Source organism: Legionella israelensis (assembly GCF_004571175.1).
Taxonomy (GTDB): domain Bacteria; phylum Pseudomonadota; class Gammaproteobacteria; order Legionellales; family Legionellaceae; genus Legionella_D; species Legionella_D israelensis.
The window spans coordinates 1,895,004-1,910,977 of sequence record NZ_CP038273.1 but is presented as its reverse complement, the minus strand read 5'-3'; the positions used below and the strand labels follow the sequence as shown (position 1 = coordinate 1,910,977).

Sequence of the window (15,974 nt, the reverse complement as noted above, 5' to 3'; positions counted from 1 at the left end):
TCACTAGTTATTTTTTCTTACGCCTGCGCACAATAAATTTATCTGTTCCCTTATTACTTCGCGTCTTATATCCCTTAGTTGGCACTCCCCATGGCGTAACCGGATGACGTCCACCAGAAGTTTTACCTTCCCCACCTCCATGAGGATGATCTACCGGGTTCATCGCAACACCACGAACTGTTGGGCGAATTCCTCGCCAGCGCTTGGCACCAGCTTTACCCAAAGAGCGCAAATTGTGTTCGCTGTTGCTAACTTCTCCAACAGCAGCTTTACAAAGCAAATGAATTTTTCGCATTTCGCCGGATTTTAAACGTATTGTAGCGTACTCGCCTTCTTTAGCAACAATTTGCCCGCCACATCCAGCACTTCTTAGTAACTGAGCGCCTTTTCCTGGTTTCAATTCAACACAATGAATAATTGTTCCCACAGGAATATTCTTTAAAGGCAAACAATTACCGACGGAGATAGGGGCATCATTAGCACTTATAATCACATTACCAACTTCAAGTTTTGCAGGAGCTATGATATATCTGCGTTCGCCATCTTTATATACGATTAATGCAATTAAAGCTGATCGATTAGGATCATACTCCAAGCGCTCTACACGTCCTTCAATACCAATTTTGTTACGTTTAAAATCAATAATTCGGTATTTGTTTCTTTCGCCGCCTCCGATATGGCGCACGGTAACTCGCCCTTGGTTATTTCGACCACCGGTTTTATTGCTTTTTTCTACTAAAGGTCCATAGGGTTTGCCTTTATGAATGTGATGATGCACAACACGAATTTCACTGCGCTTACCAGGTGATGTTGGTTTTGATTTTAATAAAGCCATTTTTATCTACCTTATTCGCTGACCGTAAAGTCAATGTCTTGATCTGCATGCAAAGTAACAAAAGCTTTTTTCCAATCGTTACGTTTTCCGCTTAGTTGTCTGAATCGCTTAGTTTTTCCCTTCACATTTACAACAGTTACGTTTTTTACCTTTACATTAAATAAATGTTCAACAGCTTCTTTGATTTCTTTTTTCGTTGCAGTTTGTAATACTCTAAATGTAAACTGCTTAAATTTATCAGCCATTACCGTTGATTTTTCGGATGTATGAGGTTCGCGTAGAACCATCAGCAATCGTTCAGAATTCATTGTAATTGCTCCTCAATTTCTTTGATGGCCGCTTCTGTAACTATTACATTTTCAAATTTTAATAAGTTAAACGGATTAACTGACTGAACATCACATATATCAAAATTTGCAAGATTTCTTGAACCCAAGTATTCAGCCTCACCAATTTCATTCATGATGATTAAAGCATTATCAATTTTAAGTTCATTCATTTTTTTGATGAAATCTTTTGTTTTATGCGTTTGACATTGAAAATCACTCAATATAATCAGGTTTCCGCTGCGGTTAAGCTCGGAGATTATACTACGCAATGCGCGTTTGTACATTTTTTTATTTAATTTTTGCGAATAATCACGTTTTTTTGAAGCAAAAGTCACCCCACCTGAACGCCATATTGGGCTTCTTATCGAGCCTGCTCTGGCTCGTCCTGTACCTTTTTGAGACCAAGGCTTTCGTCCACCTCCGCTGACTTCGGATCTTGTTTTCTGGGCGCTGTTACCTGATCTTGTACTATTTAAATAGCAGGTCAAAGCTTGATGAATTAAGCCTTCATTATAATCATATGCAAATATTGCATCATTAAGATTCAGTTGAGTATTTGTATCTTTTGTTACTATTTCCATTACTCACCCCTTGCTTGCTTTTTTAAAGCAGGCTTCACTTCAACTCTTGAACCAGGTGCACCAGGAACAGCTCCCTTAATCAAGAGAAGATTTCTTTCATTATCGACGCGCACAAGCTCCAAAGATTGAACTGTACAACGCTTATTACCCATTTGACCCGCCATTTTCTTCCCTTTAAAAACGCGTCCCGGTGTCTGATTTTGACCAATTGAACCAGGAACGCGATGCGACAATGAATTACCGTGTGTCGCATCCTGAGTACGGAAATTGTGACGTTTTACAGTTCCTGCAAAGCCTTTACCTTTTGAAGTTGCTGATACGTCAACATGTTGACCGTCTGAAAAAACATCAGCTACGCTCAGTTCTTGTCCCATCTTGAATTGCTCAATCAAATCGGTGCGATATTCAACCAGCATATCACCAGCGCCAATTTCAGCTTTTGCAAAATGACCAGCCATAGGCTTTGAAACTTTATTGGCTTTCTTTTTACCGCCTGTTAGCTGCACAGCACTATACCCATCCGTGTCAATTTTTTTAATTTGAGACACGCGGTTAGGTACAACTTCTACTACTGTTACTGGTATTGATAATCCATTATCCGTATAAATTCGTGTCATCCCGATTTTACGGCCTAATAAACCGATATTCATTTTAATACCTCGTCTAATATCCTTGCTTGATGGTTAATCATCAAGGCTAATTTGAACATCTACCCCGGCCGCTAAATCTAGTTTCATTAAGGCATCAACTGTTTTCTCAGTTGGGTGCACAATAACGACCAATCTTTTATGGGTACGCAACTCATACTGATCTCTGGCATCTTTATTGACATGAGGCGATATAAGTACAGTAAATTTTTCTTTTTTGATTGGCAAAGGAATAGGTCCTCGTATTTGAGCACCCGTTCGCTTTGCTGTCTCAACAATCTCTCGTGTCGACGAATCAATGAGTCGATGATCAAAGGATTTTAATCGTATTTTGATATTTTGATTATTACTCATTTTAATTACTCGATAATTTTAGCGACTACGCCGGCACCAACCGTACGACCACCCTCGCGAATTGCAAATCGCAAGCCTTCATCCATAGCAATGGGTGAATGCAGGTTAACGGTCATTTGAACATTGTCACCCGGCATTACCATTTCCACTCCCTCAGGAAGCTCACATGAACCTGTCACATCCGTCGTGCGGAAATAAAATTGAGGTCGGTAACCATTAAAAAACGGAGTATGACGACCACCTTCATCTTTCGACAAAACATACACTTCCGCTTCAAACTTCGTATGCGGCTTAATCGTGCCTGGCTTCGCCAATACCTGGCCCCTTTCAACCTCATCGCGCTTCGTCCCACGCAGCAATACACCTACGTTGTCTCCCGCACGACCTTCATCCAGAAGTTTACGGAACATCTCAACACCCGTACACGTCGTCTTCTGAGTATCACGTATGCCTACAATCTCTACTTCATCTCCCACCTTGATAATGCCACTTTCTACACGGCCAGTAACCACCGTTCCTCGTCCAGATATCGAAAATACATCTTCAATCGGCAATAAGAAACTCTTGTCAATGTCTCTTTCAGGTTCAGGTATGTAAGAATCCATCACTTCAACTAACTTCTCAATCGCCGGTATACCAATCTCACTCGTATCACCTTCCAGCGCTTTCAAAGCCGAACCTACCACAATCGGTATATCATCCCCTGGAAATTCATAGCTGCTCAACAAATCACGTACTTCCATCTCCACCAACTCAAGCAACTCAGGATCATCTACCATATCCGCCTTGTTTAAAAAAACAACAATATACGGAACACCTACCTGGCGTGATAACAAAATATGTTCCCGGGTCTGTGGCATCGGGCCATCCGCAGCAGATACAACCAAAATCGCCCCATCCATCTGAGCAGCTCCCGTAATCATGTTCTTCACATAATCCGCGTGGCCAGGACAGTCTACATGAGCATAATGACGCTTGGCTGATTCATATTCAACGTGCGCTGTCGATATCGTAATCCCTCGCTCACGCTCTTCTGGAGCCGCATCAATTTGATCATAAGCACGGGCCATCCCCCCATACTTCTGCGACATAATTAATGTAATAGCCGCCGTCAACGTCGTCTTACCATGGTCTACGTGGCCAATAGTACCAACGTTTACGTGCGTCTTCGTTCGCTCAAATTTTTCCTTCGCCATTTTAATACCTCATTAAATTTTATTGTTTCTTTATGATTGCTTCAGCTATGTTAGTAGGCGCTTCTGCATACTTTGAAAATTCCATTGAATATGTAGCTCTTCCCTGAGTAGCAGATCGCAAGTCAGTTGCATAACCAAACATTTCGGCAAGAGGCACCTCTGCGGTAATGATTTTTCCAGCAGGAGACTCGTCCATTCCCTGAACCAGACCTCTTCTTCTGTTTAAATCACCCATTACATCACCCATATATTCTTCGGGGGTTACCACCTCAACAGCCATTATGGGTTCCAACAATACAGGGTTGGCTTTTAATGCTCCCTGTTTAACTCCCATAGATCCGGCGATTTTAAATGCCATTTCGCTAGAGTCAACTTCGTGGAAGGAGCCATCAAATAAGGTAACTTTCACATCAACCACTGGATATCCAGCAATGACTCCATTTTGCAATTGTTCCTGAATACCTTTATCTACAGCCGGTATATATTCCTTGGGAATCACCCCACCAACAATCTGATTAACAAATTCGTAACCAGCACCTCGCTCTTGAGGTTCAATTTTAAGCCATACATGACCATATTGGCCTCGTCCACCTGATTGACGTACAAATTTACCTTCTTGCTCAACCCTTGATTTTATCGTCTCCCTGTAAGCCACTTGTGGTTTACCCACATTGGCTTCAACGTTAAACTCTCTTTTCATTCGATCCACGATAATTTCAAGGTGGAGCTCCCCCATTCCTTGAATAATCGTTTGACCAGACTCCTCATCGGTGTGAACACGGAAGGAAGGATCTTCCTGGGCCAGTTTGCCAAGGGCAATAGACATTTTTTCCTGGTCAGCTTTTGTTTTAGGCTCAACAGCCACAGCAATAACCGGATCAGGAAAGTCCATGCGCTCAAGTGTAACCACATGATGTGTGTCACACAGAGTATCACCTGTGGTAACTGTTTTAAGGCCAACAGCAGCAGCTATATCTCCTGCCCTAACCTCTTTAATTTCTTCGCGAGAATTCGAATGCATCTGTAAGAGACGCCCAATTCGTTCCTTTTTTCCTTTAACTGGATTGTATACCGTGTCGCCACTTTTCAAGATACCTGAATAAACACGTATATAGGTTAATGTTCCTACAAACGGATCGGTAGCAATTTTAAATGCCAAGGCAGAGAATGGTTCCTCGTAGGAGGTTTTACGCTTAATTTCATTTCCATCTTCATCAACACCTCTGATGGATGGAATCTCTAATGGTGAGGGCAGAAAATCGATGACCCCGTCCAGCACAGCCTGAACACCTTTATTTTTAAAGGCTGATCCGCAATAAACTGGAACAATTTCATTGTTAATTGTACGTGTTCTTATGGCCGTCTTTATTTCTGCTTCAGTTAATTCGCCACCTTCCAAATATTTTTCCATTATTTCCTCAGAAGATTCTGCAGCGGCTTCAAGAATCTCGGCACGGTACTCTTCACATTGCGCCTGCATTTCTTCTGGTATATCCTTGTATGAAAAAGTCATTCCCTTACTTTCTTCATCCCAATAGATAGCTTTCATTTTAATCAGGTCAATAACCCCCTCAAAAGAATCTTCAGCCCCTATAGGTAATTGAAGAACAACCGGATTAGCACCAAGCCTCTGTTTAATTTGTTTGACCACACGGAGGTAATTAGCTCCCATACGATCCATTTTATTGACAAAAACAAGTCTTGGCACACCATATTTATCAGCTTGTCGCCATACGGTTTCAGACTGGGGTTCAACACCGGATACTGAATCAAAAACCACTATGGCGCCATCCAATACTCGTAATGAACGTTCAACTTCAATCATAAAGTCGACGTGTCCAGGTGTATCAATAATATTGATGCGATGACGCTTATATTGCTGATCCATGCCAGCCCAGTAACAGGTCGTGGCTGCAGAAGTAATGGTAATGCCGCGCTCTTGCTCCTGCTCCATCCAATCCATGATGGCAGCACCATCATGAACCTCACCAATTTTATGTGACATGCCTGTATAAAATAATACCCGCTCGGTTGTAGTGGTTTTTCCAGCATCAACGTGTGCTGCAATACCTATGTTTCTATATAATTCTAATGGAGTTATTGACACGGCTTACCTCTCTTCTAATTCCATCTAAAATGAGCAAAGGCCTGATTAGCTTTTGCCATTTTGTGGGTATCTTCTCGCTTTTTAACAGCAGCCCCTTTGTTTTCATAAGCATCGCTTAATTCGCCGGCCAAGCGCATCATCATACCTTTTTCGCCTCGTGTGCGGGCTGCTTTTACAATCCAACGCATTCCCAATGCAATGCTGCGATCCATTCTCACTTCGACGGGCACCTGGTATGTTGCACCACCCACGCGACGTGATCTGACCTCAACCGTGGGCTTCACATTCTCCAGCGCAGTTTCAAAGTATTTCAATGCACTTCCACCTTCAGCGTCACCCGAGTCAGAATCGTCAGATTTCTTGCTTTTATGCAAGCGCTGCTGCATCAGTTCCAATGCACCATAAATAATTTTTTCCGCAATTGATTTTTTGCCATTGACCATTAACACATTGATGAACTTAGCAAGCAATTCACTGTTATGTTTTGGATCCGGCAAAATTTCCCGTTTTGGGACTTCTCTTCTTCTTGGCATTTTCAAATTCCTACAATCAGATTATTTTTTATCTTTTGGTTTCTTAGTACCATATTTAGAACGACCCTGCTTTCGTTCATTTACTCCAGAAGTATCAAGACTCCCACGAACGGTGTGATAGCGCACACCAGGAAGATCTTTAACCCTTCCTCCGCGAATAAGAACCACAGAGTGCTCTTGAAGGTTATGTCCTTCTCCACCAATATACGACGTCACTTCATAGCCATTAGTTAACCTTACACGAGCCACCTTACGCATTGCTGAATTAGGCTTTTTAGGTGTTGTAGTGTAGACGCGCGTACACACACCTCGTCGTTGTGGACAGGACTCCAGTGCAGGAACGTTACTTTTCTTTTTAACGTCAACACGAGGCTTTCTTACTAACTGATTAATAGTAGCCATTTATCATTAACTCCGAACTTTCTTTGTGATTATTTCGAATGCATAAGGAGGCCGGATTCTATATAGGTACGACACATTTGTCAAGTGATCATGTCGTACCTGAACCCAGATCAGTGATCGCTGTTATCAGCATTAAGTGCTTCACTTAATGCATGCTCAACATCACTGGCAGATACAGTATGTGAGATGTGCTCACTACCTGCTGCCCTTGCACGCTTAGCCTTTCGGCCTTGATGATAAGTAAAACCTGTTCCCGCAGGGATCAAACGCCCTACCATCACATTTTCTTTCAAGCCGCGTAATTCATCGACTTTACCACTAACCGCCGCTTCGGTCAGTACCCGTGTTGTTTCCTGGAAGGAAGCTGCCGAAATAAAGGATTCTGTAGCTAATGAAGCTTTAGTAATACCCAGCAAGATGGGGGTGCCTTCTGCTGGTTGTTTATTGTTTTCTATTAGCTTGTCATTTTCCTGTAACATGACACTTTCTTCTATCTGCTCGCCTATCAGGAATTTTGAATCACCGGGATCAGTAATTATTCTTTTTCGTAACATCTGCCGAACAATGACTTCAATATGCTTATCATTAATTTTTACACCTTGAAGGCGATAAACGTCTTGAACTTCATTAACAATATAGTTGGCCAGAGCTCCTACACCCAAAAGACGCAATATGTCATGTGGATTTAATGGGCCGTCAGCGATAACCTCACCTCGTTCCACATGTTCACCTTCAAACACAGATATATGGCGCCATTTTGGTATTAACTCCTCATAAGCGTTTTCTTCAGATTCAGTAATAATTAATCTGCGCTTGCCTTTTGTTTCTTTACCAAAATTAATCAGCCCTGATACTTCTGCCATTACCGCAGAATCCTTTGGCTTTCTTGCTTCAAAGAGATCAGCAACACGCGGCAGACCTCCGGTAATATCACGGGTTTTAGAACGTTCTTGTGGTATACGTGCAATAATATCACCTACGCCAACCAATGAGCCATCCTCAAAGTTAATGATGGCATCCACAGGCAGATAATATTGCGCAGGAACATTGGTTCCAGCCAGAAATATATCTTCTCCATCTTTAGTTACCAGCTTGACCATCGGGCGTAGATCACGACCGGCTGTGCTCCGCTGTTTAGCATCTATAACCACAATATTGCTTAAACCGGTTAATTCATCGGTTTGACGGTTCATGGTGATGCCATCGATTAAATCTACAAATTTCAGATAACCGCTCACCTCGGAAATAACTGGATGGGTATGAGGATCCCAGGTTGCAATAACTTGTCCAGCCTCTACAGGGGCCTTGTCCTGAACGGTAATCACCGCACCGTAAGGAAGCTTATAACGTTCCCTTTCACGTCCATATTCATCAACAATAGATACCTCGCCCGAGCGAGAAACAGCAACTAAGTTACTATTTTCATGAGTAACCGTTTTGATGTTATGCAGGCGTATAATTCCTTTATTTTTAATTTGAATATTATTTGCAGCCGTTGCTCTTGAAGCTGCGCCTCCAATGTGGAATGTACGCATGGTGAGCTGAGTTCCAGGCTCACCAATGGATTGTGCTGCTATAATTCCAACAGCCTCACCGGTATTAACTAAATGTCCTCGCGCCAAGTCTCTTCCATAGCACTTGGCACATAATCCAAATCGAGTTTTACAATTAATCGGTGAGCGAACCAACACTTGATCAATACCCATTTTTTCAAGATGTTCTACCCAATCTTCATCCAGCAAAGTTCCTGCTTTGACAATCGGCTCTTCTTCGGATGGAAGATAAACATCCTGTGCAACAACCCGACCTAAAACCCTCTCGTGAAGTGGTTCAACAATATCGCCGCCTTCAATGAGTGGCTGCATTAATATACCTTCTTCTGTACCACAATCCAACTCAGTAATAACAACATCTTGAGAGACATCGACTAAACGTCGTGTCAGATAACCAGAGTTTGCTGTTTTTAAAGCTGTATCGGCAAGACCTTTTCTAGCTCCGTGGGTAGAAATAAAGTATTGGAATACATTCAAACCCTCGCGGAAATTAGCCGTAATAGGTGTTTCAATAATCGAGCCATCAGGCGCAGCCATTAATCCCCGCATTCCTGCCAACTGCCTGATCTGGGCGGCTGAACCTCTGGCACCTGAGTCAGCCATCATGTATATTGGATTAAATGATTCCTGTCTTATTTTTTCACCCTTCCGATCAATAACTTCTTCAGTGGCAATTTTAGCCATCATTGATTTTGCAACTAATTCATTCGTTCTTGACCAAATATCAATGACTTTATTATAACGTTCACCATTTGTAACCAATCCTGAGCGAAATTGTGATTCAATTTCTCTGACCTCATTATCAGCTCGCTCGATAATGCTGGCTTTATCATCTGGAATTTCCATATCTTCTATGCCAATGGAAGCACCAGCTCGTGTGGCATATTTAAAACCTGTATACATTAATTGGTCAGCAAAAATAACCGTTTCCTTAAGACCAAAACGACGATAACAACTGTCTACAACCTTAGAAATGGCTTTTTTAGTCATCGTTTTGTTAATCTGTTCAAAAGACATTCCTTTTGGCAGGATATCGGCAAGTATGGCGCGTCCAACAGTGGTTTCAACCAATTGATATTTCATCTCACTGTTGTTCTCAGCAGGCATGCGGATTTTTATCTTTGCATGAATATCCAAATGCCCGGCCTCATAGAAATTTTGTGCTTCCTGGGCACTGACAAAGATTTTACCTTCACCCTTGGCATTAATTTTTTCCCGGGTCAGATAATATAATCCTAGAACCACATCCTGGCTGGGAACAATAATAGGCTCACCGCTGGCTGGTGATAAAATATTATTTGTAGACATCATTAACGAACGAGCTTCCAACTGTGCCTCTAAAGTCAGAGGGATATGCACAGCCATCTGGTCACCATCAAAGTCAGCATTGTATGCAGTACACACCAGTGGATGCAGTTGAATGGCCTTTCCTTCAACCAGAACAGGCTCAAAAGCCTGGATACCCAAACGATGTAAGGTTGGAGCACGGTTTAGCAAAATAGGATGCTCGCGAATAACATCATCAAGGATATCCCAAACCACAGGTTCTTCACGCTCAACCATTTTTTTCGCAGCTTTAATGGTTGTTGCAAGTCCTCTGAACTCCAGCTTGCTGAAAATAAAGGGTTTAAACAATTCCAAAGCCATTTTTTTAGGTAAGCCGCACTGATGCAAACGTAATGTAGGTCCGACCACAATAACGGAACGGCCTGAATAATCTACGCGTTTACCCAGAAGATTTTGTCTGAAACGACCTTGTTTACCCTTGATCATATCAGCCAAGGATTTCAAAGGACGCTTGTTTGTCCCGGTAATCGCTCTGCCCCGACGTCCATTATCCAGCAGGGCATCAACAGACTCCTGAAGCATACGTTTTTCGTTTCTTACGATAATGTCAGGGGCATTTAAGTCAAGCAGTCGCTTTAACCGATTATTACGATTAATCACTCTGCGATATAAATCGTTTAAATCAGAAGTAGCAAATCGGCCACCATCTAAAGGAACCAATGGTCGTAAATCGGGCGGAAGAACTGGAAGAACATCCATGATCATCCACTCTGGTTTATTACCAGACTCATAAAAGGCTTCCAAGAGCTTAAGTCGTTTGGTAATTTTTTTGATTTTGGTTTCAGAAGTGGTTTCCGGTAATTCCTCACGAAGTGTCTTAATCTCTTCTTCCAGATCGATATCTCGAAGCAAATCACGAATAGCCTCTGCTCCCATTCTTGCGTCGAATTCATCGCCATACTGCTCCATGGCTTCAAGATAGACTTCATCATTGAGCAATTGACCTTTTTCAAGCTCAGTCATTCCAGGATCAACAACAACGAACGCTTCAAAATACAAAACACGTTCAATGTCTCTTAACGTCATGTCCAGCAGCAATCCGATTCTTGACGGTAGAGATTTGAGAAACCAAATGTGGGCAACCGGGCTGGCAAGTTCTATATGGCCCATGCGCTCACGCCGCACTTTAGCGAGAGCCAACTCCACACCACATTTTTCGCAGATAACACCACGATGCTTCAAGCGTTTATACTTTCCGCACAGGCACTCATAATCTTTCACCGGGCCAAATGTTTTGGCACAGAAGAGACCATCGCGCTCTGGCTTAAAGGTTCGGTAATTAATCGTTTCCGGCTTTTTTACCTCTCCATATGACCAGGAACGTATTAGCTCAGGAGATGCCAGTGCAATTTTAATGGCATCAAATTCTTCAGTTTGTCCTTGCTGTTTTAAAATACCCAATAAATCACTCATTACGGGTGCTTTTTTCATTGGATCGTCGTTTAGAGTAGCCAAGTCTATGCCTCCAAAAATTGGTTAGTCGGAATGTACATTAAGCTTTTGTTATTCATGCTCAAGTTCAATATCAATTCCGAGCGCCCTAATCTCTTTCAATAAAACGTTGAATGATTCCGGCATGCCAGGATCCATGCGATGATCACCATCGACTATGTTTTTATAGATTTTTGTTCTTCCAGCCACATCATCAGACTTCACCGTCAGCATTTCTTGCAGAGTATATGCCGCGCCATAAGCTTCCAGTGCCCAAACTTCCATTTCACCAAAACGCTGTCCACCAAACTGCGCCTTACCTCCTAATGGTTGCTGTGTCACGAGGCTATAAGAACCTGTAGAACGTGCATGCATTTTATCATCAACCAAGTGATTAAGTTTCAGCATATACATATATCCAACGGTAACGGGATTATCAAATTTATTGCCAGTTCTTCCATCAATGAGTGCTGTTTTACCATCTAAAGGCAGGTCGGCCAGGTTGAGCATCGCTTTAATCTCACCTTCATTTGCTCCATCAAAAACGGGAGTGGCCATAGGTATACCTGCGCGTAAATTGTCAGCAAGCTCTAATAATTCATCTTCAGTTAAATCATCAAGCTTAATCCGCTCATTTCCATCATGGTTATATACCTTATATAGAAATTCTTTAAGCTGTTCAGGCGATTTCTTTTCATCCAGCATCTGTCCAACTTTCTTACCTAATCCTTTTGCCGCCAGACCAAGATGAGTCTCTAAAACCTGTCCAATATTCATCCTTGATGGCACACCCAGAGGGTTTAATACGATGTCAACTGGGGTCCCATCTTCCATATAAGGCATATCTTCTACTGGAACAACAATAGAGATCACCCCTTTATTTCCATGCCGACCGGCCATTTTATCGCCAGGTTGAATACGTCTTTTGACAGCAAGATAAACCTTAACTATTTTCAGGACACCAGGCGCAAGATCATCTCCCTGGGTTATTTTCTTTCGGCTGTCATTAAAGCGTTTTTCCATTTCCTTGCTAAGAAGTTCCAGTTGTTTTGATGACTGCTCCAGATGTTGACTGGTTTCATCACTTTTCAACCGGATGTCGAACCATTTTTCCCTAGGTAGCTTGTTCAAATAGTCTTCGCTAATTTTACTGTTCGCTTTAAGCCCTTCAGGACCACCCGCCGCTATGGTATTGATCAATAAGCTGCGAACGCGATGATATATGTCTTCCTCCCTAATTCTGCGTTCATCCACAAGATCCTTCCTTACCCTGGCCAAGTGCTCTTCTTCAATGCTTTTTGCACGCTCATCTTTTTCAAGTCCATCGCGAGTAAAGACTTGAACATCAATTACTGTTCCGTTAATGCCAGATGGTACACGCAATGAAGAGTCCTTAACATCAGATGCCTTCTCACCAAAAATAGCACGCAGTAATTTTTCTTCTGGAGTCAGTTGTGTTTCTCCTTTAGGTGTCACTTTTCCAACAAGTATGTCACCAGATGAAACCTCTGCGCCAATATAGACAATTCCTGATTCATCAAGACTGGATAAAGCTGCCTCTCCAACGTTGGGAATATCAGCCGTGATTTCCTCTGGTCCAAGTTTAGTGTCTCGAGCAATGCAGGTTAATTCTTCTATATGAATGGTTGTAAAACGATCATCCTGAACAATTCTTTCAGAAATTAAAATGGAATCCTCAAAGTTATAGCCATTCCAGGGCATGAAAGCAACCAGCAGGTTTTGACCAAGTGCGAGCTCACCCATATCCGTACACGGACCATCCGCAATGACATCCCCTCGTCGAATGACATCGCCTTTGGAGACAATGGGACGCTGGTTGATACAAGTATCCTGATTTGAACGAAAATATTTCGTTAAGTTATAAATATCTACTCCGGTTTCACCGGCGCGAGTTTCCTCATCATTGACGCGCACAACTATTCTTGAAGCATCAACCAAATCGATGGTTCCACTGCGCTTAGCTATGACCGAGACACCTGAATCAGAAGCAACCGTTCGCTCCATTCCTGTACCAACAAGCGGTTTTTCTGAGCGAAGTGTAGGCACTGCTTGACGTTGCATGTTAGAACCCATCAAAGCACGGTTAGCATCATCATGCTCCAAAAATGGAATTAAAGACGCTGCGACTGAAACGATCTGTTTAGGAGAAATATCCATATAATTGATCTTATCAGGCGTTGTTAAGGAAAATTCATTTTGATGTCGGCAAGGAACCAAATCAGCAAGGATTTTCCCTTTTGCATCCACTTCCACATTAGATTGAGCAATGTATTGATCTACTTCTTCTATCGCTGACAAATATTCAATTTCTTCCGTAACATGACCGTCAATGACTTTTCGGCAAGGGGTTTCAATAAAACCATAATCATTAGTTCGAGCGTATACTGAGAGTGAATTAATCAAGCCAATGTTTGGACCCTCCGGAGTTTCAATAGGGCACACGCGACCATAATGGGTAGTGTGTACGTCACGAACTTCAAAACCTGCACGCTCTCTTGTTAAACCTCCTGGTCCAAGTGCTGAAACCCTACGTTTATGAGTAACGCCGGATAATGGATTGACCTGGTCCATAAACTGAGACAATTGACTGGAACCAAAGAATTCTTTTATCGCTGCAGAAACAGGTTTTGCGTTAATTAAATCCTGTGGCATTAAATTTTCAGATTCCACAAGACTCAATCGCTCTTTAACAGCCCGTTCAACACGAACCAATCCCACACGAAACTGATTTTCGGTCATTTCACCAACGCTTCTTACGCGCCGATTCCCCAGATGGTCAATATCATCTACCATTCCAATACCATTGCGGATATCAATAAGGGTACGGATAACAGCAAGAATATCGTCTTTGGTAAGTGTTCCTGGTCCTGTATCTTCTTTCCTTCCAACGCGACGATTAAACTTCATTCTTCCTACAGCTGAAAGATCGTAACGTTCTTCCACAAAAAATAAGTTTTTAAACAAGGCTTCAGCAGCTTCTTTCGTCGGCGGCTCACCTGGGCGCATCATACGATAAATTTCAACCAGAGCCTCAAGCTGATTAGAAGTAGGGTCAATTTTTAAAGTGTCGGATATATAAGAGCCGTGATCAAGATCATTGGTATATATTGTTTCAAATTTATGTATACCAGCATCAGCCATAGCATCTAAAATCTCGCTGGTAACTTCGTCATTAGCCTGGGCAATTAGCTCGCCGGTACTTGCATCAATAATGTTTTTAGCTAATATTTTGCCGATTAAATAATCTCTTGGCACGATAAGATCGTGCATATCCGCTTTTTCCATTTGTTTGATATGCCGAGCAGTAATTCTTCGACCTTGCTCAACTATTACTTCGCCTGTTTCGGGAATGATGATATCAAAGGAAGCTATTTCTCCACGCAATCTTGATGGAATTAATTCTATGTGATACTCACCATTTTTAAGATGGCAATTCGTATATTCAAAAAATGCAGCTAGAATTTCTTCTGTTTCATAACCCAGAGCACGAAGTAAAATGCTGACAGGCAATTTTCGTCTTCGATCAATTCTCACGAAGACACAGTCTTTTGGATCAAACTCAAAATCCAGCCATGAGCCACGATAAGGAATAATCCGTGCAGAATACAATAATTTACCGGAAGAATGAGTTTTTCCTTTATCGTGTTCAAAAATAACGCCAGGGGATCGGTGAAGTTGCGAAACCACAACACGTTCTGTTCCATTAATCACAAAGGTGCCAACGTCTGTCATCAGAGGGATTTCGCCCATAAAAACATCTTGCTCACGAATATCCTTTACGGGTTTAGAATCACCTGGAGCATCCTTATCCAATACGACCAAACGGATCTTTACACGCAACGGAGCTGAATAGGTCAGTCCTCTGAGCTTGCATTCGCGCACATCAAATGCAGGTTCGCCAAGCGTGTAGCTTACATATTCCAGGCGAGCATTTCCTGAAAAGCTGTCAATTGGAAAAACGGATGAAAACGCAGCATGTAACCCTGTAAGTTGTTGATTTTCAAGATTTGAATCAGTTTGTAAAAAATCACGGTATGATTTAAGCTGAATTTCAAGTAGATTTGGTATCTCCATTTTATCAGCCTGCTTGCCAAAGCTTTTTCGAAACCTTTTCTTTTCAGCATGAGAATATTGAGGGTTAGCTACTGCAACGGCCATGGTGATTCCTCTTTAAAAATGTTATATTTTCAAATAAGTATACCCAGCCATGAAAACATAGCTGGGTATCTAATTAATTTTAGTACAACTTATTTAATTTCAACAGCTGCACCGGCTTCTTCAAGCTCTTTCTTCATTTTTTCTGCATCATCTTTGCTGACTGCTTCTTTGATGGTAGAAGGTGTGGATTCCACTAAATCTTTGGCTTCTTTCAATCCAAGTCCGGTTATGCCACGAACAACTTTAATGACAGCCACTTTGTTTGAGCCAAAGCTTGTCATTACAACATCAAACTCCGTTTTTTCCTCAGCAGCTTCAGCGCCGGCACCAGCAGCAGGTGCGGCAACAGCCACGGCAGCAGAAGCAGCAGAAACATTAAATTTTTCTTCCATTGCTTCAATTAATTCAACAACTTCCATTACAGACATATTAGAAATTGTATTTAAAATATCTTCTTTTGAAACAGCCATTTCTAGCTCC

At 42.1% G+C, this 15,974-nt stretch carries 12 protein-coding genes; all 12 read right to left on the bottom strand.

The features are described 5' to 3' along the window. Nucleotides 1-7: 7 nt before the first annotated feature. Nucleotides 8-835 (bottom strand): 50S ribosomal protein L2, encoded by an 828-nt coding sequence (gene rplB / locus E4T55_RS08625; RefSeq protein WP_058502166.1) that lies wholly within the window; start codon nucleotides 833-835, stop codon nucleotides 8-10. Nucleotides 836-846: 11 nt separating this feature from the next. After that, entirely contained in the window at nucleotides 847-1,143 is a 297-nt protein-coding gene (gene rplW, locus E4T55_RS08620; protein ID WP_058502165.1) for a 50S ribosomal protein L23, read from the bottom strand. Beyond that, entirely contained in the window at nucleotides 1,140-1,745 is a 606-nt protein-coding gene (rplD, locus tag E4T55_RS08615; protein ID WP_058502164.1) for a 50S ribosomal protein L4, read from the bottom strand. Before rplD ends, rplW begins: the two co-directional genes overlap by 4 nt. Next, nucleotides 1,745-2,395: a 50S ribosomal protein L3 gene (gene rplC / locus E4T55_RS08610; protein ID WP_058502163.1), complete on the bottom strand. Its 651-nt coding sequence runs from the start codon at nucleotides 2,393-2,395 to the stop codon at nucleotides 1,745-1,747. The genes rplD and rplC overlap by 1 nt, the downstream gene beginning before the upstream one ends. Before the next feature lie 33 nt (nucleotides 2,396-2,428). Further along, a complete protein-coding gene (gene rpsJ / locus E4T55_RS08605) occupies nucleotides 2,429-2,746 on the bottom strand; it encodes a 30S ribosomal protein S10 (RefSeq protein WP_058502162.1) in 318 nt (105 codons plus the stop codon). 5 nt (nucleotides 2,747-2,751) lie between these two features. Continuing rightward, nucleotides 2,752-3,942, bottom strand: a complete 1,191-nt coding sequence (gene tuf / locus E4T55_RS08600; RefSeq protein ID WP_058502161.1) for an elongation factor Tu — start codon at nucleotides 3,940-3,942, stop codon at nucleotides 2,752-2,754. A gap of 19 nt (nucleotides 3,943-3,961) precedes the next feature. Then, on the bottom strand, nucleotides 3,962-6,049 hold the full coding sequence (gene fusA / locus E4T55_RS08595) for an elongation factor G (RefSeq protein ID WP_058502160.1): 2,088 nt from the start codon (nucleotides 6,047-6,049) through the stop codon (nucleotides 3,962-3,964). Between the two features lie 14 nt (nucleotides 6,050-6,063). Next, nucleotides 6,064-6,582, bottom strand: a complete 519-nt coding sequence (gene rpsG, locus E4T55_RS08590) for a 30S ribosomal protein S7 (RefSeq protein ID WP_058502159.1) — start codon at nucleotides 6,580-6,582, stop codon at nucleotides 6,064-6,066. Between the two features lie 21 nt (nucleotides 6,583-6,603). Next, complete coding sequence (gene rpsL / locus E4T55_RS08585) at nucleotides 6,604-6,984, bottom strand: 30S ribosomal protein S12 (RefSeq protein WP_058502158.1); 381 nt, start codon at nucleotides 6,982-6,984, stop codon at nucleotides 6,604-6,606. Between the two features lie 110 nt (nucleotides 6,985-7,094). After that, on the bottom strand, nucleotides 7,095-11,297 hold the full coding sequence (rpoC, locus tag E4T55_RS08580; protein ID WP_058502223.1) for a DNA-directed RNA polymerase subunit beta': 4,203 nt from the start codon (nucleotides 11,295-11,297) through the stop codon (nucleotides 7,095-7,097). 90 nt (nucleotides 11,298-11,387) lie between these two features. Beyond that, nucleotides 11,388-15,494, bottom strand: coding sequence for a DNA-directed RNA polymerase subunit beta (gene rpoB, locus E4T55_RS08575; RefSeq protein WP_058502157.1), 4,107 nt, complete (start codon nucleotides 15,492-15,494; stop codon nucleotides 11,388-11,390). 89 nt (nucleotides 15,495-15,583) lie between these two features. Continuing rightward, nucleotides 15,584-15,964, bottom strand: coding sequence for a 50S ribosomal protein L7/L12 (gene rplL / locus E4T55_RS08570; RefSeq protein WP_058502156.1), 381 nt, complete (start codon nucleotides 15,962-15,964; stop codon nucleotides 15,584-15,586). Nucleotides 15,965-15,974: the final 10 nt, after the last annotated feature.

Coding starts and splice junctions, on each gene's coding strand:
- rpsL (WP_058502158.1), bottom strand. CDS start 6,984: ATGGCTACTATTAATCAGTTAGTAAGAAAGCCTCGTGTTGACGTTAAA.
- rplL (WP_058502156.1), bottom strand. CDS start 15,964: ATGGCTGTTTCAAAAGAAGATATTTTAAATACAATTTCTAATATGTCT.
- rpsG (WP_058502159.1), bottom strand. CDS start 6,582: ATGCCAAGAAGAAGAGAAGTCCCAAAACGGGAAATTTTGCCGGATCCA.
- rpoB (WP_058502157.1), bottom strand. CDS start 15,494: ATGGCCGTTGCAGTAGCTAACCCTCAATATTCTCATGCTGAAAAGAAA.
- rpsJ (WP_058502162.1), bottom strand. CDS start 2,746: ATGAGTAATAATCAAAATATCAAAATACGATTAAAATCCTTTGATCAT.
- rplC (WP_058502163.1), bottom strand. CDS start 2,395: ATGAATATCGGTTTATTAGGCCGTAAAATCGGGATGACACGAATTTAT.
- tuf (WP_058502161.1), bottom strand. CDS start 3,942: ATGGCGAAGGAAAAATTTGAGCGAACGAAGACGCACGTAAACGTTGGT.
- rplW (WP_058502165.1), bottom strand. CDS start 1,143: ATGAATTCTGAACGATTGCTGATGGTTCTACGCGAACCTCATACATCC.
- rplD (WP_058502164.1), bottom strand. CDS start 1,745: ATGGAAATAGTAACAAAAGATACAAATACTCAACTGAATCTTAATGAT.
- rpoC (WP_058502223.1), bottom strand. CDS start 11,297: ATGAGTGATTTATTGGGTATTTTAAAACAGCAAGGACAAACTGAAGAA.
- rplB (WP_058502166.1), bottom strand. CDS start 835: ATGGCTTTATTAAAATCAAAACCAACATCACCTGGTAAGCGCAGTGAA.